We start from the raw sequence: 24375 nt of genomic DNA on the forward strand, positions 1-24375 counted from the left end.
TGGCTTAGTTATGTACGGGCTGATTACCGTGATTCACTAAGCAACGAATCGCACAATTCCCGTCCATGTTGGAGATGACATTCCTGATACCATAATAGGTTCGTTGTGGTTAGATATTATGCTGTTGGTCGTTAACAAACCAAAAGGAATATTAACCCTTGAAATGGTAGATAGCAATTAAATTACTTACAGAAACTCAGTCAAACCTGTAATCAGAATATAGGCTAGTGACTTGTTTTGCCGCTAACAATCCCTGACCACTGTACTTTTTTCTCTTTTTCCCGACGGTAAGAAAAGAAATGCTCTGGAGTTTGGAAAGTACAATAAGGTGCGATCGCAATTTGTTCTGCACTAATTCCCATATTTTCCAGTTGTAAGGTATTCACTCGCCGCACATCTAACCGTATTTTTCCTGGATCGGGGTCTTCTAGTAAAGGTGAATTTGGTAACTCATGCAATGCCGTTAAAATTTTTTCTTCGTCATCATGTGATATAATAGTAGCCCCGATTTCGGCAGCCACTTCAATCGAGACTTGGTAAACCTCACCAGCGATCGCTGGGCCCATTGCAATTCTCAAATCATCGAGTTTACTGCCTTGAGATTGTAATCTAGCGATCGCCAAGGGAACAATCTTTTTAGCAGTCCCCCGCCAACCCGCGTGTAATGCTGCTACCCGTCCAGTTTGCACATCCCCAATTAGCACGGGTGTACAATCTGCGCTAGCGACCCAAACCGCTTGTAGAGGCTGTTCGCTAATTAAACCATCTGCCGATGCTAAATCCTCCTCAGCAGAGCTTAAGAAGGTTTCAACTTCTTGAGGGGTGAGAACAGTATTGCCATGAACCTGCTTTAAGCGATAGACTGATGCCTCTGGTTGCAATACTTCTGTGATAGCTTGTGGCGATCGCGGCCAAAACTGTTGGGTAAAGAAGCCGTGGTGCCAACTTTCCAGAATACTACAAGTTAGATAGGGGAGTCCTTCCCAATTGCGCCAGTGCCAAGTGTGCATCTTCAACCAAACCTAAACAGAAATCACTCATCAGCCAATCAATGCTAACTTGAACAACGGAATTTGGGTTAACTGCTGTGGGATTTAATCTGCAAAACTTGGAAGCAGCCTTGCAAGCAGGGCGTGAGCATACATATTTACCATTTTCTCTTCACTTTTTTGAAAGCGTCTCCTCAACCAACCAAACCCTCTGGAACCTACTCAACCAAGGGGCTATTTCGGGAACAGTAGTAATCGCAACTCAGCAATCTGCTGGGCGGGGACAATGGGGACGCCAGTGGATTTCTCCGGCTGGGGGATTATATGTTTCCGTGGCGATTTCTTTCGACCATAAAATAGAGGCTACTGACAGCTACCAGCTAACTTTCGCTACTGCTTGGGGAATCGCGTCGCAATTGCGCCAATGCGGTATAGATGTTGGGATAAAATGGCCCAATGATTTAGTTTTAAATGGTCGCAAACTAGGCGGCATTTTGACAGAAACTAAAGTAAACAAAGGACAAATCACTCAAGCAGTAATTGGTGTAGGTATTAACTGGATAAACCCAGTACCCGAAACTGGAATCAATCTGGAATCATGGCAAGCTTGCCAAGATATTAGACCAATTTCTTGTCTGGAAATTCTCACCTCTAAAGTCTTGCTGGGAATAGAATCCGGTATGGAGTGCCTTTGCCAAGAAGGAATAAGCATACTCTTGTCTCGCTATTTAGATTTGCTTACAAACATAGGCGATCGTGTGTACGTCAATAATCTTTTAGGTACAGTAGTGGGAGTGACTCCTCAAGGAAATTTACGAGTTGATTTAGAAACACATGATACAAAGGGACTAATTACACCGGAAATTTATATTGAACCCGGTACAATCAGTTTGGGGTACCATAAATCTTCCGTTTAAATTTGAGGTTTGTTCAAAATTTCGCTCTTTGGGCAAGACAAACCACTAGCATCATCTCTTTAGGCTAATTACACACAACTGAGAGAACAAATGACGCAGCGCAATAATTCTGCCCATCATCGTTTGCATTTATGGCAGCAAGGTCTAACAAAAAAACGTTTTGCTTCAACACTACCAGCCCAGAGCCTCTGTTGGCTGAGTAGCGTTAGCCTCCTTAGCGGCGGCTTCGTGTTTGCCCAAACGGAAACACAAATAGATAAAATTGTTCCCACTGTTGAAAGTTCTCAACCAACAGCAGTTACAAATCCAGTTAAAGCCTCGACTTTTAAAAAACAGGCTGTTGCGCCGGAAACCTCTCAAGCGCAACCGGAATTTTCCCAACGGCGAGCCAGACTCAGACAGAGACTAGGCAAGCCAGAGGTTGCTCAATCAAAAGAGCCAGTTAGGCAGTCTACACCCAAAATCGAAGCAGCTGAACCTGTTGTGATTATCAGACAGTCAAAGCCCAAAGTAGAAGCCTCACAGCTGACTCCTACAAGGGTAAGACAGGAAAAACCCAATACCCCTGCCCGCTATGCACCTGAAAAACTACCAGTAGTTGCTCAACCATCAAATAACTCTAACAGCCCTGTCAGTGCAACGGCGGAGAAAACCAAGGATTATAATAACGCCTATATCGATCCTAATAGTTATGACAGTGGTGCAACAGGTACTTATCAAGCACCAAACTCTGTAATTCTTACAGAACGCTCCAGCGGTTGTCGAGCCACCTTGCCTTCAGGGCAAAGCGTATTAGGCGGTGTTTGCGCCAAAGTACCCCAGAGGAGTGTAGCTGATTCTAATGGTAAACCAGCACCTAATTGGCTCAGAAGAAGTCAAAACGCCCAATTAGCAGTAGTTCCACCCGTGCGGCAAATTGCAACTACTGGCAATACCAGTAGATGGCGTGCTGCTCAAAGTGGTTCTAGCGGTGTCACCAAGACCGCATATCGCCCGAATCGGTTTATCCCGACTCCCGCTGAATTCAGCCCCACAAGAGTTAGTGCAACTCCCATTGCACCGAGTGGTGGGACTTTACCGCCACCAATGGCAGATGGTAACATTGCACCCCGCCCTAGCAACGTAGCTTACGACTTCTCACTGGCATCAGTATTGCCGCAAATTCCCTACATGGGGAGAGTCGCTTATAGTGGTACGGGAATGATGTATCCACTATCTATTCCCGCTCCCATTACTTCTTTGTTTGGTTGGCGAGTTCATCCAATCACAGGTAATCAACGCTTCCATGCAGGTACAGACTTGGGTGCGCCTACGGGAACACCAGTTTTGGCAGCTGCTGCGGGTCAAGTGGAAACTGCTAATTGGGTGGGTGGTTATGGTTTAACCGTTATCCTGAATCACAAATCCGCTGAACAAACTCTCTACGGTCACATGTCAGAGATCCTTGTTCAACCCGGTCAGTGGGTACAACCAGGAACTGTCATTGGGCGAGTTGGCAGCACCGGCAACTCCACAGGTCCTCACTTGCACTTTGAAGTCCGCCACCTGACACAAGATGGGTGGGTTGCTTCTGACCCAGGTGTGGAATTACAAAGTGCCCTCAGTCAGTTAGTGCGAGGTTTGCAAACCGCTCAGGTAAGCCAGGAACCAGGCAGTTAGAAGAAGCTGAGGGGCAGGGCAAGCAGGGGAAGAATAACTAATGCCCCATACCCCATGCCCCATGCCCCATTCCCTCTTACAAATACCCGTGTTCTGCTAGGAATGCGGGTGTAATGCCATCTATACTATTGTCATCAGTGCCTCTGGTGTGGGGGTTGCCAGAATAAAGGAATTTTTCCACGTATTTGCCGAGAATATCCCCTTCTAGATTCACTAAACTTCCAGCAACTAAATAGCGAAGATTTGTCTCGCTGTATGTCAGGGGAATTACCGCTACTTTGAATTGGGAGAGTTCTGGCTCATAATCGGCGACTGTGAGACTGATGCCATTGACGGCAATGCTACCTTTGGGGACAATGTACCGTGCGATCGCAACGGAAGCAATAAAGGTCATTTCCCAAGAAGTAGCTGTTTGTTGTGCCACTAGCAATCGACCGATGCCGTCTACATGACCCATCACAAAATGACCGCCAACTTTGCTGCCTACCTTGAGCGACGCTTCTAAATTGACATATCTCTGTTGGGTTTGCTCACCTCCCAAGGTTGTCCGGCGTAGAGTTTCCGGTGAAGCCGTGGCAATAAACCCGTCTTTTAAAACTTGTTCCACTGTCAGGCAAACACCATCTACAGCAACACTGTCGCCATAAGCCAAATCTTGCATAATTACTTCACCCGAATGGCTTACACAAGTAATTTGCCAAGAATCGCCCCCCAAGGGTTCCATCGTACCTAATGCCTGGATTAATCCTGTAAACACGGCTTTTTTGTCAAACTAACTCTATTTATTGCCTAATTTTGCCTGAAATCAATTGGTAATTGTCACAGAAATCTTGAACATCCAAGTGTATTTTCTGACTTTTTTTCGCATAGGAATATTAACACATTAGCATCCTTCACAGGGCATACTTGGGTAAGAAGGTTATTGTTTAAGAAGACCAATTTGACTTACTCTGGTTTTCACCACAAGTTCGGAGTTTAATAGAAGCAATTATAGAGAACGAATGCTTATGTTTATTACTTTCACCAAACCGCCTAAAAAGGGGTGCTATTTATTACACGGCATCCAAGGCTCGCAAAGCATTGTAGAGGCCTAGCCAATGATTGAAATGAAAGTCGCTGGCATAGCATTAGATGCCATAACTCGCAGCCCGATCGTCCTTTTGAAAGATTCTTCAGATCGGCGGGCTTTGCCAATTTACATTGGTCAGGAACAGGCTAGGGCAATTATGGGCGCACTGGAGAATCAGAAGCCTCCCAGACCCTTAACTCACGATCTGATTGTAAATATTCTAGAGACTTGGAACATGACTCTAGAAAAGGTCATTATTCATTCCCTGCAAAAGGATACATTTTATGCAGCTTTAATTGTCCAGCAAGGCGAAGTCAAAAAGGAAATTGACGCGCGTCCTAGCGATGCGATCGCTATTGCTCTCCGTACAAATACTCCCATTTGGGTAATGGAAGAAGTCATTGCCGATGCTTCTATCCCTGTTGATCGCGATGCAGATGAAGCCGAACAGCAAGCCTTCCGTGAATTTATTTCCAATCTCCGTCCTGAAGATTTGATCAAGCGCTTTGGTAATGGCGACAGCTAGGAGAGTGCTGAGTGCTGAGTGCTGAGTGCTGTTAGCGATAGCGGGGCGTTTAGCCCGTTCTGAGTGCTGTTAGCGGATAGCTAGGATTGAGCCAGTGCTGAGAAAGAATAGAGAATCTAGAGAATAAAATAATTTCTTTATTCTTTCTCTGTTCATTTTTGTAGAGACACTATTAATCGTATTTCTACTCAGGACTCACTACTCAGGACTCAATTTATGAAATACCGACGCTTTGGAAAAACGAATCTGCGCCTCTCGGTTTTTTCCTTGGGAACAATGCGCTACCTGGCTTCTTTTGAAAATGCTCACCAGACTATCGAACAAGCCTTAGCGCTAGGAATTAATCATCTAGAAACCGCCAGAGGTTACGGCAAAAGCGAGGAGTATTTTGGTAGGGCGCTAAAAGCTGGGTTGTCAGTACCCCGAACGAAGCTTTATGTCACTACCAAAATCTCAGCCACAGCAGATGCTGACACCATGCGTCGGTACATTGACGAATCCTTAGAACGATTACAACTAGATTATTTAGATTGCTTAGGTGTTCATGGTTTGAATACGTGGCAACATTTGGAGTGGGTGCAAGCCAAAAATGGCTGTATGCAAGCCGTAGAAGAAGCTGTTGCTGATGGTCGAGTCCGACACGTTGGTTTTTCAACTCACGGACCATTAGAGCTAATTCTGGCAGCAATAAACACAGATTTTTTTGAATTTGTCAATCTGCATTATTACTATTTTTTTCAACGGCACGCACCAGCGATTCAACTTGCTGCCGAAAAGGATATGGGCATTTTCATTATTTCCCCTGCTGATAAGGGAGGACGCCTCTACACGCCACCTGAGACTTTAAAAGACCTATGCTACCCGTATTCTCCCTTAGAATTGAATTATCGCTTTTTACTTTCTGACAACCGTATTAATACCTTGAGCATAGGGCCAGCTAACCCAGATGAATTAAGGGAACCTTTGCGAATTGCTGACTACGATGGAGAGTTAACATCATCTGAAAATTCTGCTTTTGAGCGATTAGAAAATCATCAAAAAGTTGCTTTAGAAACTGATAAGTGTAGCCAGTGTTATGCTTGTTTACCTTGTCCAGAAAATATCAATATTCCAGAGGTATTACGGTTACGTAATCTTGCAGTGGCATACGATATGAAAGACTATGGACAATATCGTTACGGAATGTTTGAAAATGCCGGTCACTGGTTCCCTGGAATGAAAGGCAACCGTTGTACAGAATGCGGTGACTGTTTGCCTCGCTGTCCAGAAAAGTTAGATATTCCAGCTTTGTTAGAAGATACTCACCAAAAATTAAGTGGGAAAGCTGGTCGGAGATTGTGGGGATAAAAATGTAAACAGGAGTCAGAATTCAGAATGGGCTAAACACCCCGCTACCGCTAACAGGAGTCAGAATATCCGTTAACTTCAGCATGGTATTCACCACCCAGTCGCATACTCGTCATTCTAGGTACTGAGTTCTGAGTTCTTTGTTGTTAAAATTATATAAAGATTAAAAGAGTTAGGAAGATCCGCGGAAGCTGGGGTATCTCGCCAAAAAAGATGAAAATTAAAAAAAAAGAAATATCCTACGCCAATCACTGACGGTTTTCCGCTACAGTGGACGGGCTGTAAGCTTAGTATGGACTACTAGCCGATCGCTTACTATTTTTCTGGCTAGTTTAACTTTAGTGGCTGGTCTTTTACCGGCGGCGATATCCTACATCAGTAAATTAATTGTTGATGCAGTGGTATTTGCCTCTCAAGCTAACTCACAAAGCAATGGCTTTGTCAATATTTATCCATCGCTATTTTATGTAGGATTAGAAGCGATCGCTGTAATTTTACTAGCAGGTAGTCAGCGAGGAATCACTATTTGTCAGTCATTATTGCGGGCGCTAATGGGTCAGCGAGTAAATGTACTCATCTTAGAAAAAGCGCTGACACTCGATCTTAGACAGTTTGAAGACTCAGAATTTTATGACAAATTAACTAATGCCCGAAGAGAAGCATCGGTTCGTCCCCTTTCGTTAGTAAACCGCACCTTTGGATTGGTGCAAAATGCCCTTTCCCTAATCACCTATGGGATTTTGCTAGTAAATTTCTCAGCTTGGGCAGTGGTGGTACTGATTTTGGCAGCTATGCCTGTATTTATTGCAGAAACTAAGTTTGCTGGAGAAGGCTTTCGCTTATTTAGTTGGCGGGCGGCAGAAACTCGACAACAGCACTACTTAGAAAATCTATTAGCAAGAGAAGATTTTGTCACAGAAGTTAAACTCTACCAGTTGGGAGAGATGCTGCTAGGACGTTACCGCAGCCTATTTGAACAACTCTATGGTGAAGACCGTGATTTAACTCTGCGGCGAGGATTGTGGGGCTATCTCCTGGGTTTAGTGAGTACTGGTGCTTTTTACCTAGCTTATGCTTGGATTGTACTAGAAACAGTGCAAGGTAAGATTTCCTTGGGAGATATGACAATGTATCTCACCGTTTTTCGCCAAGGACAATCAACTTTCTCCAATGCCCTCACTTCTATTGGAGGGATGTATGAGGACAACCTATATCTATCAAATCTCTACGATTTTCTGGAAGAAGAAGTACCAAAATCTTGGGGTAAGGCAACCATTGGGTTAAATTCCCAAGATGGTATCCGTTTTGAGAATGTCTCATTTACTTATCCGGGAAGTTCCAAGCCAGCCTTGAGAAACATTTCGCTGCATCTCAAACCCAGAGAAAAACTGGCAATTGTGGGTGAAAACGGTTCCGGTAAGACTACTTTAATCAAACTACTGACCCGACTCTACACGCCAGATTCTGGGCGAATTTTCTTAGATGGCTTGGATTTGCAGGAATGGGATGTGGATGTGTTGCGGCGTCGCGTTGGTGTGATTTTTCAGAACTTTGTCCGCTACCAGTTCACTGTGGGGGAGAATATTGGCGTGGGCGATGTAGAACATCTTGAAAACAAAACACAGTGGAAAACTGCTGCTGAAAAAGGCATGGCCCAATCTTTTATTGACCAATTACCTCAAAGCTTTCAGACTCAACTTGGTCGTTGGTTTAAGGGAGGACAAGAACTTTCTGGGGGACAGTGGCAAAAAATTGCTCTATCTCGTGCTTTTATGCGATCGCAAGCAGATATCTTGGTGTTAGATGAACCAACATCGGCAATAGATGCCCAAGCTGAGTTTGAGATTTTCAATCATTTTCGCGCTATTACTCAAAATCAGATGGTACTTTTGATTTCCCATCGCTTCTCGACGGTACGAATGGCTGACAAAATTCTAGTTATAGAAAACGGCGAAGTTATAGAACAAGGAACTCACGAAGAATTGTTACAGCTAGGAGGACGTTATGCCAAATTGTTTCTGTTACAAGCCGCTGGTTATCAATAGGAAAAGAAGCTAGCAGACTGTGTGAATTGAGATAGCGATGCCTACGGCGGGCTGCGCCTACGCTCACTTTGTAGAAAGCACATAACATCTCTATCTAACCACGTTAAACTGTTCAGTAAATATGGGTCACTAGACACTCCGTATCGTTAAACATTGCTACCTGATAAAATTATGCAAATTACAAAACAGCGATACTATACCCCAGAGGAATATTTAGAGTTAGAAGAAGTTGCTGACTACAAAAGTGAATACATTGACGGGCAAATAATTCCTATGGCAGGTGGAACAGTAAATCATAATCGAATAGCACTCAACTTAAGTACTGAGTTAAATTTCGCTTTTAAAAAGCAGAACTACCGGGTTTTTATGGGTTATATCCGTCTATGGATACTCCAAAAGCGTACCTACACTTATCCAGATGTGATGATTTTGGCGGGTGAACCAGAGTTTTTTAACAACCGAAAGGATATAATTCTGAATCCACAGGTTATTGTTGAGGTTTTATCAAAATCTACCAAAGGCTACGATCGCGAAGATAAATTTCAGGCTTACCGAACTATTTCCACTTTCCAAGAATACCTATTAATTGACCAAACTCGGATTCATGTAGATCAATTTTCCAAAACTGGGAAAAAGCAATGGACGCTTCGTGAATATGATGAAGAAGATGAAGCGATCGCACTTGTAACCGTACCATTTGAAATTTCCCTACAGGATTTATACAACAAGGTGAAGTTTGAGCCTGTTGAGTCGGAAGGCGAAAGTGCTGATGTTGAGGAATTGGGGTAAGGTGCGATGCACTGTATCTTAAAAATATTTAAGCCACTTTTAACGGTTTTTCAGGAAAAGTAATTGGCTCTGGCAAAGGTTTTCCTTGCTCTTCATACCATTCAATCAGAGATTCAATTACCTCTTGCCCGTGTTTAGCGGCTTCTTCATAACTCTTACCATGAGTGTGGAATTGCTGCCAAGAGAATTCCGGTAAGTGTACTAAGTAGCAATTATCCTCATCTGACCATTGAATTACCATACTGTAGCGATCGTCCATCATTCTTCCTCTATCTCTCCTAGTTGCTTCAAAACACGATTGACTTGCTTTTCCAAGTATCGGGGTGCATCGTCTCTATCTTTTCCAGCGATAGTAACTGGTTCATCAACTATCAATGGGTGAGTCCAGAAGGTATGACTACCTTTTGCAGGACGATAGAGAACCCAGCCTTCATCAAAATTGCTTTTAACTCTCTAATTTTCTTAGGCATATACTCTAAATTTAAATAACTATGTTATTATCTTTTTGGTACATAAGTACTATACAAATAACTCAAACTTTTACTAAATATTTTTGAGGTCAAACTGTGTCTCTATCAGAAGCTATCAAGCTTAAAATTTATGAAATTGTAGAGAAAAGTCCAGATTGGTTTCCAATATGCTTTACTTTCTACAAAAATGCAAGTAATTACTTAATTGATGAAGGGCATCCCAGTCAAATCACTTATCAAGACTTGTTCCTCCAAGAATATGTAAGCGGAGATGCCTTAACTTCTGGTTACATTATAGGTCAATTTCATGCCCTAATAGCGTCTCAAAAGGCAGCATTTATTGCTATTGCATTACCCGATGTACCTTTGGCAAATTCACAGAGGGAACATAACAATTCTATTTTGCAAGGGATAGCTCAACCATTTAAAGCAGAATTTGATGGTACATCATGGGGTGAAGACGGAATCATTGAATGGGATGCTCAAGATAGTTTTGCACCAATTCATCCAGAGCTTGCTTTAAATAGGGATATTTGGAGGTTTCCTCTGGAAGTAGGTACATGTTCACCAACAACTTTATGGGTTCGCTTTATCGATTGGGGTGGTTGGGCAAGATGGCCTTATCATTCTCAATATATCTATTTATTTGCAGCACCAAAGCAGCTTATGAGAATGAAGGACTCTCTACTAAAATTTTAGTAAGTAGTAAAAATTGGATTGAGTCAGCAGCATCTATTATTAATTTTTTACTTAAAAAAACTATATTTCTAAATACAAAGTTTAAATGTTTTGTTATTTCGCGTAGGATCTCCGTCAGAAGAGGGCCGTCATTTCTTAACAGATACTCCTGACAACTTGTAGAAATTCCCTTAGTACAGGTGTTATATCTTCTTCCCGCCACACTATAGCGGTTTCTACTAATGGTGTTTTCTCCTCTAGAGTACGATAAACTACACCAGTTCTCTGAAGATTTTGCAATGAAGACGGTGCGATCGCAATCCCCATTCCCGCTGAAACCAATCCGATAATCGTCTGCATCTGAATCGCTTCTTGAGTCACTTTTGGGCTGAAGTCTCCTTGCTGACAAAGGCTTACGATTTGGTCGTAAAGTCCGGGCCCCAAATGGCGAGGGAACATGATAAAGTTTTCGTTTACTAGCGATCGCACTGAAATCTTTTCTTGTTCAGCTAAGGGATGAGTTTCCAACATAGCCACAATTAAAGCTTCTTGCTGAATACATTCTTGATTGAGTGTGTTGTCTTCTAAAGGTGGATGGGCAAAACCTATATGGATGTGCCGATTCTGTAGCGCTTGCTCCTGCTGAGTTGTGGTTAATTCCTGCAATACCAACTCTACTTCTGGAAACTTCTCTCTAAATTGCCGCAAAATTACAGGAAGCAAATCATAAGTTGCCAAGCTGGTAAACCCAATTCGCAGTAATCCCTTTTCACCTCTTCCCATTTTTTGGGTTAGCTCAATTGCTTTTTGGAGTTGAGCTAAAAGTTGATAAGCTTCTTGCAAAAAAACTTGCCCTGCTTCTGTTAGTTGCACCTGTCGTTTGGTTTTGCGGTGAAATAGTTCTACTCCCAATTGCACCTCTAGTTGGTGAATTTGCTGGCTTAAGGGCGGTTGAGCGATGTGCAGTCGCTCGGCGGCTCTACTGAAGTGCAGTTCTTCAGCGACAGCAATAAAGTAGCGCAGATGTCGCAGTTCCATCTTTTTGATATTTTATAAGTTTCAATTCTCTATAAATATATAAACGCAGAGAGGCGCAAAGTAACGCAGAGGTTTTAGAAAATTTATAACAAAAGCTAGAGGTGCGATCGCTAGGATTTATGATGATTTACGTATAAATTTCATTGATACTAGAAAATCAAAAATGTATTTTTCACTAAACAATTTTAGTGAAAATAATTTGTTGCTTTTAATATAAAAATGTATCAGTCTATATGCTATATTTATTAGCTTTTAAAAGCAGTATTAGAAGCCTTTAGGTATATTTTCAAAAGCCTCAGATGCTATGTAAAAATTATTTAAACTTGGCTTCAGCTTTCAATAGTAAGAAATTGATTCACACTCTAAAATAATATTAAAATTTAAGCAATTTAGTGCTATATCCTTCACTGGCTAAAATTGGAAAAATAGTAATTGTTGCTTCTTTAATAATGAGCAATAGTCATTCAAAAAATATCATTCATAGCGCCGAATGCTCGTCTATTTTTCTTATCTTCAATGCCCTATGCCCCATAATTCATGCCCAATAACCTAATTGCATACTTCTATGGGATTAGAAGTATCCACACCAACCCAAACAACTACCCCTAGCAGGTTAAACTAGGTCTGGTAACAACTGCTCCACGTTCCTTATGAGGCTTTTATGGGAGCTAACCTCAAACAGATTGCCAACTATTTAGACAACCTTGGTTGGGACTACCGTTTTGATGATGAGGAAGACCGAATTATAACAGGTGTGGAGGCTGATAACCTAGAAGATTTCCTAATAGTTGTCCAACTGGATGAAGAAGGAAAATTTTTTCGGGTATTTGCCCCTCAAGTTCTGGGAGGAATCCAAGAGCATCCTCACAAGGCAGCTATACTCCAAACAATGCTTGCCATTTCCTGGGAAACCAAAATGTTGCAATGGGAGTATGACCCATCCGATGGTGAAATTCGTGCCATTATTGAGTTTCCTTTAGAAGACTCGATTCTCACAGAAAAACAATTTCACCGTTGTCTGAGTGGATTAATTCAGATTGTGGATGGCATAGCAATACCTCGCCTAAAAGAAGTGATGGCAACAGGTGTCGATCCGGGGAATATAGAACTTGGGGAAAGACTATTACTCAGTATCCAAGAAGAAGCCCCAGGATTGTTAGATTTACTAGAAAAAGCAATGGAAGCGCGAAAAAAGCGAGGAAGTTTTCCTAGTGAGTGAGACGGATCATCACTTAAATAGCTATACTCCAAAGTGATACCCTCACTATATACTGAAATTTTCTGGGGCTGGATATTATGACATCCTATGCAACCTCCTCTGCCAAAGCGGAAATGAGCGAACTCCGGCGGTTGAAAGCCTTACTACCACCAGAACTGCAAAGCTGGGTAACGGTTGAAGGCACAACTGAGGTCAATCCACCCCTGGTTCGCTGCGAAGAAATTGGTAAAGACCAGGTAGAAATTCAAATTGATTTGGTGAAATGGGATGCCCTCGCAATGGATCAGCGTAATCTGCTGTTCTGGCATGAGGTTGCTCGCGTTCAAAATGACACAATTCCTAAAGATGGTTGGGAAATGGCAGCACTAGCGATTGGTTTAGGTGGTGCTGTAGGGGAATTGTGGGTACAAGATGGATTGCTGCTGGTGTTAGCTTTGTCGCTTTGTGGCGTGTCAGGCTGGCGACTGTACCAAAAGAATAATGGGGAAAAGCAACTAAGAGAATTGCTCAATGCTGATGAGAAAGCGATCGCTTTAGCAACTCGTTTTGGTTATAGCCTCCCTAATGCCTACAAAAGTCTCGGTAGCGCCTTGAAAACCCTGATTGATAATACTCCTAGTAAGCGCCACCGATCGAGATACGAAGCAAGACTCTCTGCCCTCAAACGCAGTGCCAATAAGGCAAAAGCTAAATCCAAAGCTCCAGATGAGGGCGCACTATAGCAACCAAAAATTAGGTTGGGTGGGTATTGCCTACCCCCGAAATACCTAAATCAATTTGAGTTTGAGGAACCTCTCCCTGCCTTGAACTAAAGTTCAAGTTTCTCTCCGAGTCAGGGAGGCAAGATTTTACGTAATAAAGCCTCTTAGTGGTCTTTTGATTTGGCTCATTAGACTGCCTAGTAAGGGGAGATGGAGGGCTGTTTCATTACCCAAAGAGCTTTAAAAATCAAGGGTTATAGCAATTAAAAATTGATTGTTTTGTTCTCAGCGTGCCGATAGAATGAACTATTTTACTGGTATTTAAGTGCTTAAATGTTCATCTTATCGTCACCCTTACTTACAATTTTCTCCCTCACCATCTTGACAAATTCTGTTTGAAATGGAATGAATCAGCCCTGCTGCTAGTAAAGGGGCTACTGCCTCCCTAATTAGCGGCAACAGCCCAATCACCATTTCATAAAATCTTACTTTTTTCTTGACTACATCTTTATCAAACTAAAATTTTACAACTGGTTCAGCATTTTATGCGTCTGGGGGATCACGCGCACGTGCTTGACAAACCCCTTCATCAAAGCTTGCCACGTCAAAACTTGATCGCTGGAAGGCGCAAGTACAGGTACTGGAGAAAATTGTTCTGATACTGCCAAAGGCGTAACAGGTTGTAAAAATACTGAGATATCTGGACTAACCTCTGCCACCAACGAAGCTGAACGTTCCAACTCGGCAGGATCTGTGTTTTGAGACACAATTATCTTGACAAAAACATTTAAATATGAGTCATAACATAACTGGAGAAATTTACTATGTTCTTGCCAATGACTTTCGCCACTAACACTGGGCAGTTTTAAATCCATACCTACAGAGTCTAAGTATGGGATAATCATTGCTAGTTGTTCTGGGCGATGTCCGCCGGTTTCTAAGTATATAGGTAGACCAGTTATGGCTCGCACTTGGGGTAGAAACTGCGTTAGAAATGAGGCATGAAGAAGTGGTTCGCCGCCAGTTAAGCTAATGCTATCGTGTAGACAAGGCAGATTTTGCTGTTCCACCCATTCGATTAATATGGGTAATGGGACGGGGTTAGAGTGGATTTCAAAGTCGCGCAATCCAGGCGATCGCTCTATCCGACAAGTTGTAGGTGCAGTCCACGTGTGGGCACTATCGCAAAAGTGACAGCGCAAATCACACAAAGCAAAACGAATAAATATCTGACGTGTCCCTACATTCAATCCTTCCCCTTGAATGGCAGAAAAGACCTCAATCAGGCGTGCGGTAGGTGTAACCGTATTTTTAGCAATCATTTGATGAGAGCAACGCGATCGCGCTGCGTCGGCACAACAGCAAGGATGTTTTTTGGCTTCTTGTTCTATTGTGAATCGTCGCTAGCGATCTCCAATCTCAGCCCCAATAAATAGCAGTTAGTCCTGATTACCACTAATTCCGATATTAGGTTAAGTAATTTTGTAGGACAAACTAATGTTTGGCATATTACATTATACATGGCAACGAAAGTGCAGAGCTTCATGACTAGCCAACCGACAGAGGTCGATTTTCCAGTTAATTCCCTAAACGACATTGCTATAGTGCAGGTGCCGACGCGGTTGAGCGTGCTGGAGGCTTTAGGCTTTAAGCAAACCTGCCAAGGCTTAATTGGGCCCAATTCATATCCCAAGCAAATCATCATTGACTTTCACCAAACTACTTTTATCGATAGTAGTGGTTTAGGTGCCCTGGTAAGTAATTTTAAATATGCTCAGGCTCAGGGTATTACATTAACACTGCGGAATGTAACGCCTCAAGTCATGGCAGTTCTAAAACTCACAGGCTTGGATCAGGTTTTTCCTCTAGAGCTTGTGGAGGATGGGTCGTTAATAGAACAAGATGACGTAGTAGATAATCGGAAGACAACTTCCCGTAAAGTAGAGCAGTTACCCACTACTCACCCTTCTATGGCATCTTGGATGAAACGGTTCTTAGATATTGTTGGGTCAATGATTGGTTTATTAATTACAGGAATTTTGTTTATTCCGATTGCGATCGCTATTCAAATTAATGATCCCGGTCCCATATTCTTTAGTCAAATTCGTTGTGGTTGGATGGGTAAGCGGTTTAAGATTTGGAAATTCCGCTCTATGTGTGTGGATGCGGAAGCGAAGAAATCCCAAGTTAAAAACCAAGTGCAAGGTGCTTTTTTCAAAAATGAGAATGACCCCAGAATTACTAAGATAGGGCGCTTGTTACGGCGAACTAGTCTTGATGAATTACCCCAATTTTGGAACGTCCTCAAAGGAGAGATGAGTTTAGTAGGCACCCGACCACCTACACCCGATGAAGTCGAACGCTATGAAGTACCAGAGTGGCAACGTTTAGATGTAAAACCCGGTATGACTGGCGAATGGCAAGTAAATGGACGTTCTACAGTCCGTAGTTTTGAAGATGTAATTCGTCTGGATTTGCAGTATCAAAAAAATTGGAGTTTAGTGTACGATTTAAAGCTAATTTTCAAAACTATAGCTATTCTGTTTAATAGAAACAGTGGTGCTGTTTAGCTAATTATCCTTATTCACAATTTTTTGAGAACTCGCAACTCTCACGATATTCTTAAATACACCCAAGCCTATTATGGGCTTGGGTAAATTTTAGGTTGACTTACAGCACCACGCAAGTTCAGCCAATTTTGGTTTTGAGATTTTAGACTGATCCCACGGATCAATCCTCTTTTTTAAAACAAAGATGTTTATGTATTTTTATCCTCTATTAAAATCAGGGTTTGAAAAAAATTTTGGATTTTGAATCATTCAATCCAAAATCCAAAATTCAAAATCTAAAATTTGGTAATCCTGTGTATGAGATTATCCCATCGCCTTCTGAACACTAACTACTTCAACCTGCTGCACCTCTGGCAACAAACGCTTCATGCCTTGCTTAACAAACCCCTGCAAAAAACCAATCTGCTGATTTTGCTGAAATACCTTTTGCAAGGTTTGCCGCAAATTCTCCAAATTTAAACCAGTTCCAGAATCTATGGCTATTTCCTGCTGTTGGAAATACTCAACTAGACTTAACCCTGCAACTCTAGTCAGATAAGCTGCACTTACTCCCTGCACTACGCCACCAGCAACAAAGGTAACGGCATTACTTTTCAGAACAGTACTAATAGCCTTTGTAGAAAGTTCAACTAAACCCAATTTCAGCATCAAACTTCCCATTGTTCCAGCTACGGTTTGTGCTTGTTCTAGGGAAAATTTTTGCTGATAGATATTACCCAAATCCATTACCATTTGAGCATTAATTGCCGCAGTTGCTAGAATATCAAAGGCTGGTACAGGGTTAGCAAAGGCAGCGGCAGCAGCTATCCATTGATATTGTTCAATAATTGGGGTGGCGCGATCGCGTCTGGTTCCATTTAGCCAATTTTTCGCCTCAGCTTTCAATAACCCGGCTTTTCTCATGGTTGTTAACCAAACTAGCCGTTGTCTTTGCTGTGCTAAAACTTCACCCAACTGCTGAGTTAACTGCTGGATATCTGCTGCTGGTTGCTCCATCCACTCTTGCACAGAACCATCAGCCTCATGCTTTCGGACTTTGATGGCAATGGGAGAGGCCGCAGTTGCAACTACATTTCCCTGCATCCGCTGTTTCAAAGACAGCAAGATGTTGGCGCTTTCATCGGTTAAATACTGGTCTTGTTTGTTGAAAACCAGCATATTAGGCTGATTTGCTGCCTTTAGCTGCTGTAAGGTTTGAAATTCTGAGTCTGTCAAATCACCGTTTGTCAGAAATAGCACAAAATCAGATTTTGCTACTTCTGCCAAAATAGCTGCATCTGAATTTTCACCCACTTCTCTAAATAAAGGTGCTGTCTCTTGTAGAGATACGAAATTTTGTGTCTCTAGATTTTGTAGCACTTGAATTAAAGTGCTTTTACCCACGGATTTCCCGCCAGTCACAGCTACTTTAATTTTTTGCCTGTCTAATTCCAGCAACAATTGGGCAACTTGTTGTCTGAGTGTCTCTAAGGCTGGATGGTTTTCTGCTTCTTGTGCTAGTTGGTTAATTACAGCTTCAGTTTTAGCGATCGCACTTTCCACAGTCGCTCGGTCAACCACCATACCATCTAGCGGCTCTAAACTGTCTTTGGGGCGATTTTGCTGGAATAACCACAAACCACCACCTACAGCTAAGGCACTCAACAAACCAAACTCACCCACCTGCACTATAGAATCGTGCCAACTGTCCAACATCCACAGGGAAAAGGAAAGTCCCAATCCTCCCACTAAAATTGGTCGCTGCAACTTCACAACCATGATTCTCCGCGCTTTTTGGATGGCTATTTCTTCCAGAATAGATCAAAATAAAACAAAACCCCGCAATCTTCACTGATTGTAGGGTTTTGTTTTATATTTCATTTGGTGGCGGGAAGTGGATTTGAACCACTGACCTTCGGGTTATGAGCCCGACGAGCTACCAGGCTGCTCTATCCCGCGTTGCTCTCGACTTATTTATAGTAACCTATAGTCAAGAGTTTGGCAACTACAAAAATGATAATTCTCCAATTACTTCTAAACGCTTGTATTTTCCCAACGTGACAAACTTTTCTGAGAGGCTTTCGGCGGCGCTGGGACTAATCCACCCCATTTGCTGGAGTAAGTGAATAGCAACGGCATATTTTGCCCGTTTCGCCCCATCCATAACTTTAATTGCCAATCCCAAGCCTTCACCGAGTCTACCAATGCACTGCACTCCTTCAGCACCAGTTTTACTGACTAGTTCCCCTGGAGTTAAGCGCATCAGTTCCGTATCAAATTCTCCATCTCCTGCGACCATCGCGGGGTGATGAGTCATCGCACGGACAATCCGCTCCATATCCAAGTTGGTACTAGAGGCTAACAGTGCATACAAAGATGCCATGTGACCGAGTTGCATCAGATAAGTTGGTGCGCCACAGTCATCATGAGCGCTGATAAATTCTGCTGCTGGCATCCGTAGCAACTCTGCTACCTTGCCCAAAATCAATTGCTGTATTGGGTGCTTGCGATCCAAGTAGTTATTCAAGGGCCAATGGCGTTGCTGACAAACAGCTAACATTCCCGCATGTTTTCCAGAGCAATTGTATTCCAGAGGACTCCGTTTGCCTTCAGGAATTGGACACTGGAGTATAGTTGGATCTAGATCGGCCCGCCAAAGGATATTAAATACTTGTCGCACTTGATCGATTCTTCCTTTGTGGGAACTTGTGATAATTGCTAAGTCGCGATCGCTGAGTTGATAGCGTTCCAGTGTACCTGTGGTGGTGACTGCGAGTGCCTGAAATGGTTTGAGCGCTGAACGGATAAATGCAGCAGTTTCAGAATTTCCGGCAACGGTTAGAACCCGTCCTCGTTCGTCGCAGACAACAGCTTGAACTATATGCCTGGATTCAATAATACCTTCCCGCAGCAACCGGACTTCCAGTGCTGCGGCTTGAGTTCGTTTTCCCATTGTCATGGGTTTATATTTATTACCTTTTTTAATTAAATTAGTCATTGGTCATTGGTCATTAGTCCTTAGCTAATGACTAATGACCAATGACCAATAACTTTTTAAAACAAATGCCAACCTATAGTACCAATAACGTACATTCCCGCCAAGCCAGCAAAGGTAAATTGTAACCGTTGCAGAATGGGTTTGATTTCGTATGCAACAATTAAGCGATCGCGGTTGAGAACTTCCTGTGGTTTTGTCCAAGTTTGACCGTCGTACCAGCCGGACTCTTCATAAAATACTGTGGCACTACAAAGGCGATCGCACACGTAGAACCAGCCTAAGTACAATCTTACCAGTATCAGCACTAACCCGACACTCGCTCCGGCTGCACCACAAAGAATAAAATGTGCAATATACTTGTGAGGTGGAAAACTTGCCGCAGCTATCGGCCCTGCGAAGAGCCAAGATAAACCCCAAATCCAAACAAGTTTCGTGATATACTCGCGCAAATCTAAAGTGGTATCACGAAACAGCCAGGAAGTTTTTAACTCTTCGTATTCATTAAGCGGTTGTTGGTCTGTAGGAACTGGGCAATTAGAAACCGAAGACCTAATCATGTTGGCTTACCCTCACCTTCATCAGATTCTGGAAGGGAAATACGCTCTGCATGAATCCAGAACGCTTCTAAATTATAAAACTCCCGTTCCTTGGGCATCATGATATGAACGATCACATCACCGTAATCTTGTAGTACCCAACTCCCCTCAACTTTTCCTTCTGTCCTTAAGGGACGGCGTTGCAACTCAGTTTCGACTTTTCCTTCAATTGCTTGAGCGATCGCCCTGACCTGTACCCTAGAATAGCCAGTCATCATCACAAAGTAATCAGCCAGGTAAGATACCTCTGCTACTTTGAGCAATAAAATCTCACCTGCTTTGCGGTCTGAGGCTGCAACAGCGATCGTTGCAGCTAGTTTTTCGCTCGCCTCTTCGGTTTGGCCGTGGCTTATTACCGCACTCTTAGTCAGTGGTACAGATTGCAATGGGAAATTTCCTTGGAAATAATCAGTCATTAAACCTCAGGTGCTTTCTTCCTTTTGAAACAATTGTTGACATTTACTTACAAACAACAAACAATTGATCTGACAAATGTGTCAATAGGTTTTTTTGAATACTAACAAAAAAACAGGTGTCTATGGGCCGAGTTTGATAATTGGCTGTTTAGATTTCGATATCCCCAACAGTTGATTGCTGATGGTTATTGTGCAGCGATAAATCAACCAATAGCTTTCCAGCAAGAATTGACAGCGAAAATAATCACAGATTCATCAAACAGCATAGTATAGTAATGTAAAGCTAGTAATTCGCAGGTCACTATACATCTACGCTTTATACTGTCTGCTAAAAATTAGGATACAACACAGCATACTGATGATTGGTCTAGCAAAAGTGCGATTTTTATACGTACAAATACTAGTATTGTTAAATACTTTGTAATTAATTGTCCACGGTTTGAATGAAGTGAAGCCGTGAAATTTTTAGTTCAACAATGCACCTGAAAACCTTCTTGTCTATCGCTATATTTTTAATAGTAAAATTAGCTACCCCCAAAATCTCTTACTACTTAGACATGAGGGCATAATTGTAATTTTTACAGATGCAACATAACTTTTCTGCAAAGATTAAACTTCTTGTTTCGTAACTATGCCTCTAGACTGAATTGCTCTGCGTTCTGCTGTCAATGAGTAACATAATGACTCATACTGATTTAAAGCTTGCTCAAAAGCATATTGCTCAACGGCATATTGGCGACTTTTGTAACCCAGAGTTTTGACTTTTTCGGGATTTTGGTACAAATCTAAAATTGCCATCGCTAAAGCTTGGGGATCTTCTGGAGGAACGATAACTCCGCCGCCACTTTGCCTGATGGCTCTTGCTGCTGTACCATTGTCGGGAACAGAGGCAACTAAGGCCCCTCCACTAGCAAGTAGCACTTGAATTTTTGATGGCATATTGAAAGATACAACATTTTTCTTTTGCACCACTAAACCAACATCCGCAGCTGCCAACATTTGTGGCAAATCTTTGCGGGGTTGAAATGGCAGTAGCAAGACATTATCTGCGCCGCAGTTTAGACATTCCTGTTGCAATCGCTGTAAACCTTTTGCCTCTCCAACGATGACAAAGACAATATCTGGAATATGGCGCAATACAGAAGCAGCTTTGACGACGCTTTCTAAACCTTGAGTTAAAGCAATGTTACCAGAATAAAGGACTACAAATTTGCCATTCAGATTATGTGCTGCGCGGAAAGGGTTATTTTCTTTAGGCAAAGGGCGGATAAAATTTACATCAACCCAGTTGGGAATTTGCACAATTTTGTGAGCTTCTACGCCCTTAGCTCGCAAATTCTCCACAAACCCATCGGCGATGACGCTAATTTTACTGGCGCTGCGGTAGGCAAATTTTTCCAATAATGTAAACAACTGGATGAGTAATTTATTTTTCAGCAGACCGACGTGGACGGCTGCTTCTGGTAATATATCTTGTAGATTTAAGATTACAGGACAAGCACGTAACCATCCTAAAAGCGCAACTGGTACACAACTTGGCAATGATGGCGATGTTGAGAGAATTACGTCTGGACGCCAACCGATGAGGGCGGGTAGAAAACTAGTGACGACGAAACTAGCATCTAGTAACACCCTATCTAATAGGTTTGGTTGTGGACGAATCCAAACGTAACTGCGTTGAATTTGAACGCCATTTCTGTATTCGTTGACATACCACTTGCCCCGATATTCCTGGTAGATTTGCCGCTCAGGGTAGTTAGGCATGGCAGTAACTACGCGCACTTCATGCCCACGTTTCACTAGTCCCTCTGCTAATTCAGTCATCAGAGGGGCAATACCAATTGGCTCTGGATAGTAGTTGTAGGAGTAAATTAAAATCCGCATAAAAATTTAGTCTGAAGTACGCCGGTTTTTTATTTAATGACAAATATTTGTCTGCAATATCATTTGGGCTTGGCAACCCCTATATTTAATTGTGACTCCAGACTCTTTTTCTGTCAGGGATTTTCCTTAAAGATTGAGTAAACTTTGAAATGAAATACTTAGAGAAACTGTGAAATTTTTTTACTATTTAAGCAGTTTTTAAATTGTTCATTTTTGATTGGTACTTACGTAGAAAATCTGAGTAAGTATATTTGGTTTTGTCAACCCTTAAGCCCAAATTTGGATAGTTAGTACTAATTATTCCTAGAAGTTACGGACATAATCTATTTTCCGAGAATCTGAATATTAATAATACTTTTTGAGCTTACTAGTCATTCCATGAGCGATCGCCCTTGTATTTTCTCTTTTTTTGCTGGTTCCGGTTTGCTAGATTTAGGTTTTGAAACCAGCGGTTTTAATATTGTTTATGTAAATGAAATCTTCGCCCCATTCATCGCCGCCTATCGCCATTCACGGGAAGTTCTGAAAATGCGATCGCCTGAATATGGATATCATCACGGTGAAGCAGCAGATGTCACAAAATTTATTGTCGGAAAAGAAGCACAACACCTTCAAGAATTAGTCAAAGACTGCCGCAAATCTCATAATATAATTGGTTTCATCGGTGGGCCTCCCTGTCCTGATTTTTCTATTGGTGGGAAAAATAGAGGAAGTTTAGGAGATAATGGTAAACTTTCCGCTGCATATATTGAATTAATTTGCCGCAATCTTCCAGATTTCTTTTTATTTGAGAACGTTAAAGGTTTATGGAAGACAACAAAACACCGTTTATTTTTTGAATCGCTCAAGCAACAATTACACGAAGCAGGCTATATATTAACAGAGCGATTAATTAATGCTATCGAATATGGTGTACCCCAAGATAGAGAAAGAATTATCCTAATTGGCTTCAAAAATAATTTTCTTCAGGAAATGAAAATTGCATTTGATAAAAAATTACTTTCTGAAGAAACCTTCCCTTGGAAGAATTACATTTTATATCCTCAAGAAAAAGTTTTTTCTTACCCCTGGTGTAAGTGTGAACCATTCAAAGAAAATTCTCTAATACCTTGTCCTGATGGCATACCTGAACAACTGACAGTTGAATACTGGTTTAGAAAAAATAACGTTCTGAAACATCCCAATGCTGAAAACTGTTTTCAACCAAGGGCAGGTATCACAAAATTTGCTGCTATTGATGAAGGAGATGATTCTAAAAAGTCCTTCAAGCGTCTACATAGATGGCGTTACTCTCCGACAGCTTGCTATGGAAATAATGAAGTACATTTACATCCTTACAAAGTCCGGCGTATTTCTGTAGCAGAAGCTTTAGCTATCCAATCTTTGCCTGCAAATTTTGTACTTCCAGAAAGTATGTCACTCACTAATATGTTTAAAACTATTGGTAATGGTGTCCCATATTTGGCATCGCAGGCATTGGCCCAAACTATTATTAATTTCTTAGGAAATAGTGTAAAAAACACTCTTGATATTCCTAGTATTACTACTACTTAGCGTCAACTTAAATACTTGCAGTAATTCCGGGATATCTGTAAAGCCAAGATTAAAGACAATTCAGCAGCTTGTTTTCAGAATAAACTCGTAATAAATGTGGTTTAATATATATATAAGAAATGTTTTAATTTTTTATAAAGTTTAATAATCAATCACTGGCAGAAGACACGATGGCAGCAGACTATCCAGACATTGATATTGCGCCATTCATCGATCACTCCCTGTTAATGCCAACGGCTACTCCAGAGCAGGTTGAGCAATGGTGTGAAGAAGCATATAGATTCAACTTTGCGGCGGTTTGTCTGTTCCCCACTAATGTTAAGCAAGCAGTAGAACTCCTCCACGGTAAAAACCCCAAAGTCTGTACGGTGATTGGTTTTCCTTCTGGTGCAACGACTTCAGCCGTGAAACTGTACGAAGCTCAAGAAGCGGCGGATAGTGGGGCCACTGAGTTGGATGTAGTCATGAACTTGGGCTGGTTGAAAGCTGGCAAAACTGAAGAAGTCCACCGGGAGATTGCCGAAATTTGTGAAGAGACTGGCCAAACGGTCAAGGTGATTTTGGAAACTAACCTGTTGACAGATGCAGAGAAAAAAATAGCTGCTGAAATCGCTATGGAGGCGGGAGCAGCATTCTTAAAAACTAGTACAGGTTGGAATGGTGGCGCCACAGTGGCAGATGTACGACTTTTGCAGGAATTGGCAAAAGAAAGGGTAGGAATTAAGGCTTCAGGTGGTATCCACACTATCAATCAAGCTCTAGACTTAATCGTAGCGGGTGCTACTAGATTAGGCACATCTCGCGGTATGGATTTGATCCGTCAGCGCGATAACCTGGGAAAGGGTGAATAGTCATTTGTCCTACCCTACGGGAAGCCGCCAAAGGGCGTCTATGTCATTTGTCCTAAGCTAATGACCAATGACTAATGACT

The 24375-nt window shown here is 42.1% G+C and carries 22 protein-coding genes, 1 tRNA gene and 1 pseudogene; 12 read left to right on the forward strand and 12 right to left on the reverse strand.

The features are described 5' to 3' along the window. Positions 1–224: 224 nt before the first annotated feature. Complete coding sequence (gene pgeF / locus HWQ42_RS30085; protein WP_292818474.1) at positions 225–1010, reverse strand: peptidoglycan editing factor PgeF; 786 nt, start codon at positions 1008–1010, stop codon at positions 225–227. Between the two features lie 77 nt (positions 1011–1087). On the opposite strand from pgeF, the gene HWQ42_RS30090 reads away from it, so the two are divergent. Both HWQ42_RS30090 and HWQ42_RS30095 read left to right on the forward strand, forming a co-directional pair. Then, positions 1088–1906: a biotin--[acetyl-CoA-carboxylase] ligase gene (locus HWQ42_RS30090; protein WP_292818477.1), complete on the forward strand. Its 819-nt coding sequence runs from the start codon at positions 1088–1090 to the stop codon at positions 1904–1906. A 90-nt stretch (positions 1907–1996) separates the two neighbouring features. Beyond that, positions 1997–3565 carry a M23 family metallopeptidase gene (locus HWQ42_RS30095; protein WP_292818479.1) on the forward strand — a complete coding sequence of 523 codons (1569 nt, stop codon included), beginning with the start codon at positions 1997–1999 and terminating at the stop codon, positions 3563–3565. 76 nt (positions 3566–3641) lie between these two features. Here HWQ42_RS30095 and HWQ42_RS30100 read toward each other — a convergent pair whose 3' ends face one another. Next, entirely contained in the window at positions 3642–4322 is a 681-nt protein-coding gene (locus HWQ42_RS30100) for a riboflavin synthase (RefSeq protein ID WP_292818481.1), read from the reverse strand. A gap of 340 nt (positions 4323–4662) precedes the next feature. Here HWQ42_RS30100 and HWQ42_RS30105 point away from each other — a divergent pair, with 340 nt between their 5' ends. From HWQ42_RS30105 to HWQ42_RS30120, 4 genes are all read left to right on the forward strand, one after another. Beyond that, a complete protein-coding gene (locus tag HWQ42_RS30105; RefSeq protein ID WP_094349146.1) occupies positions 4663–5160 on the forward strand; it encodes a bifunctional nuclease family protein in 498 nt (165 codons plus the stop codon). A 216-nt stretch (positions 5161–5376) separates the two neighbouring features. After that, positions 5377–6507, forward strand: coding sequence for an aldo/keto reductase (locus HWQ42_RS30110; RefSeq protein WP_292818484.1), 1131 nt, complete (start codon positions 5377–5379; stop codon positions 6505–6507). Between the two features lie 236 nt (positions 6508–6743). After that, on the forward strand, positions 6744–8552 hold the full coding sequence (locus HWQ42_RS30115; RefSeq protein WP_292818849.1) for an ABC transporter ATP-binding protein: 1809 nt from the start codon (positions 6744–6746) through the stop codon (positions 8550–8552). A 171-nt stretch (positions 8553–8723) separates the two neighbouring features. Beyond that, complete coding sequence (locus HWQ42_RS30120) at positions 8724–9341, forward strand: Uma2 family endonuclease (RefSeq protein ID WP_292818487.1); 618 nt, start codon at positions 8724–8726, stop codon at positions 9339–9341. Positions 9342–9369: 28 nt separating this feature from the next. On the opposite strand, the gene HWQ42_RS30125 is transcribed toward HWQ42_RS30120, so the two are convergent. Together HWQ42_RS30125 and HWQ42_RS30130 are read right to left on the reverse strand one after the other, a co-directional pair. Beyond that, on the reverse strand, positions 9370–9600 hold the full coding sequence (locus HWQ42_RS30125) for a type II toxin-antitoxin system HicB family antitoxin (protein WP_292818851.1): 231 nt from the start codon (positions 9598–9600) through the stop codon (positions 9370–9372). Beyond that, a pseudogene (locus HWQ42_RS30130) lies at positions 9600–9811 on the reverse strand (type II toxin-antitoxin system HicA family toxin). The gene HWQ42_RS30125 and the pseudogene HWQ42_RS30130 overlap by 1 nt, the downstream one beginning before the upstream one ends. 96 nt (positions 9812–9907) lie before the next feature. Between HWQ42_RS30130 and HWQ42_RS30135 the strand changes: the two are divergent. After that, positions 9908–10510, forward strand: coding sequence for a hypothetical protein (locus tag HWQ42_RS30135; protein WP_292818491.1), 603 nt, complete (start codon positions 9908–9910; stop codon positions 10508–10510). 135 nt (positions 10511–10645) lie between these two features. Here HWQ42_RS30135 and HWQ42_RS30140 read toward each other — a convergent pair whose 3' ends face one another. Next, complete coding sequence (locus HWQ42_RS30140) at positions 10646–11527, reverse strand: LysR family transcriptional regulator (protein ID WP_292818494.1); 882 nt, start codon at positions 11525–11527, stop codon at positions 10646–10648. A 661-nt stretch (positions 11528–12188) separates the two neighbouring features. On the opposite strand from HWQ42_RS30140, the gene HWQ42_RS30145 reads away from it, so the two are divergent. Next, positions 12189–12746, forward strand: a complete 558-nt coding sequence (locus tag HWQ42_RS30145) for a hypothetical protein (protein WP_292729217.1) — start codon at positions 12189–12191, stop codon at positions 12744–12746. A 77-nt stretch (positions 12747–12823) separates the two neighbouring features. Further along, on the forward strand, positions 12824–13468 hold the full coding sequence (locus HWQ42_RS30150) for a DUF3318 domain-containing protein (RefSeq protein ID WP_292818497.1): 645 nt from the start codon (positions 12824–12826) through the stop codon (positions 13466–13468). A gap of 503 nt (positions 13469–13971) precedes the next feature. Here the strand turns inward: HWQ42_RS30150 and HWQ42_RS30155 are convergent. Continuing rightward, entirely contained in the window at positions 13972–14769 is a 798-nt protein-coding gene (locus tag HWQ42_RS30155; protein WP_292818500.1) for a 7-carboxy-7-deazaguanine synthase QueE, read from the reverse strand. 198 nt (positions 14770–14967) lie between these two features. Between HWQ42_RS30155 and HWQ42_RS30160 the strand changes: the two genes are divergently transcribed. Continuing rightward, positions 14968–16017 (forward strand): sugar transferase, encoded by a 1050-nt coding sequence (locus HWQ42_RS30160; RefSeq protein ID WP_292818503.1) that lies wholly within the window; start codon positions 14968–14970, stop codon positions 16015–16017. 303 nt (positions 16018–16320) lie between these two features. Here the strand turns inward: HWQ42_RS30160 and HWQ42_RS30165 are convergent, their stop codons facing one another. From HWQ42_RS30165 to HWQ42_RS30190, 6 genes are all read right to left on the reverse strand, one after another. Next, positions 16321–17775 carry a YcjF family protein gene (locus tag HWQ42_RS30165; RefSeq protein ID WP_292818506.1) on the reverse strand — a complete coding sequence of 485 codons (1455 nt, stop codon included), beginning with the start codon at positions 17773–17775 and terminating at the stop codon, positions 16321–16323. A gap of 103 nt (positions 17776–17878) precedes the next feature. After that, positions 17879–17955 (reverse strand) — tRNA-Met (locus HWQ42_RS30170). A 46-nt stretch (positions 17956–18001) separates the two neighbouring features. After that, a complete protein-coding gene (locus HWQ42_RS30175) occupies positions 18002–18955 on the reverse strand; it encodes an asparaginase (RefSeq protein ID WP_292729647.1) in 954 nt (317 codons plus the stop codon). Positions 18956–19050: 95 nt separating this feature from the next. Next, positions 19051–19551: a CGLD27 family protein gene (locus tag HWQ42_RS30180; protein WP_292818509.1), complete on the reverse strand. Its 501-nt coding sequence runs from the start codon at positions 19549–19551 to the stop codon at positions 19051–19053. Beyond that, a complete protein-coding gene (rsfS, locus tag HWQ42_RS30185) occupies positions 19548–20006 on the reverse strand; it encodes a ribosome silencing factor (RefSeq protein WP_292818512.1) in 459 nt (152 codons plus the stop codon). Before rsfS ends, HWQ42_RS30180 begins: the two co-directional genes overlap by 4 nt. 609 nt (positions 20007–20615) lie before the next feature. Next, the gene (locus HWQ42_RS30190; protein ID WP_292818516.1) at positions 20616–21890 is read right to left on the reverse strand and encodes a glycosyltransferase family 4 protein; all 1275 of its coding nucleotides are present in this window, start codon (positions 21888–21890) and stop codon (positions 20616–20618) included. Between the two features lie 378 nt (positions 21891–22268). Here HWQ42_RS30190 and HWQ42_RS30195 point away from each other — a divergent pair, with 378 nt between their 5' ends. Both HWQ42_RS30195 and deoC read left to right on the forward strand, forming a co-directional pair. Continuing rightward, positions 22269–23444 carry a DNA cytosine methyltransferase gene (locus HWQ42_RS30195; protein ID WP_292818519.1) on the forward strand — a complete coding sequence of 392 codons (1176 nt, stop codon included), beginning with the start codon at positions 22269–22271 and terminating at the stop codon, positions 23442–23444. Positions 23445–23614: 170 nt separating this feature from the next. Continuing rightward, a complete protein-coding gene (gene deoC, locus HWQ42_RS30200) occupies positions 23615–24295 on the forward strand; it encodes a deoxyribose-phosphate aldolase (protein WP_292818522.1) in 681 nt (226 codons plus the stop codon). The last annotated feature ends 80 nt before the right edge of the window (positions 24296–24375 follow it).

Origin of the sequence: Nostoc sp. JL23 (assembly GCF_017115065.1) — a bacterium.
GTDB lineage: Bacteria > Cyanobacteriota > Cyanobacteriia > Cyanobacteriales > Nostocaceae > Nostoc > Nostoc punctiforme_A.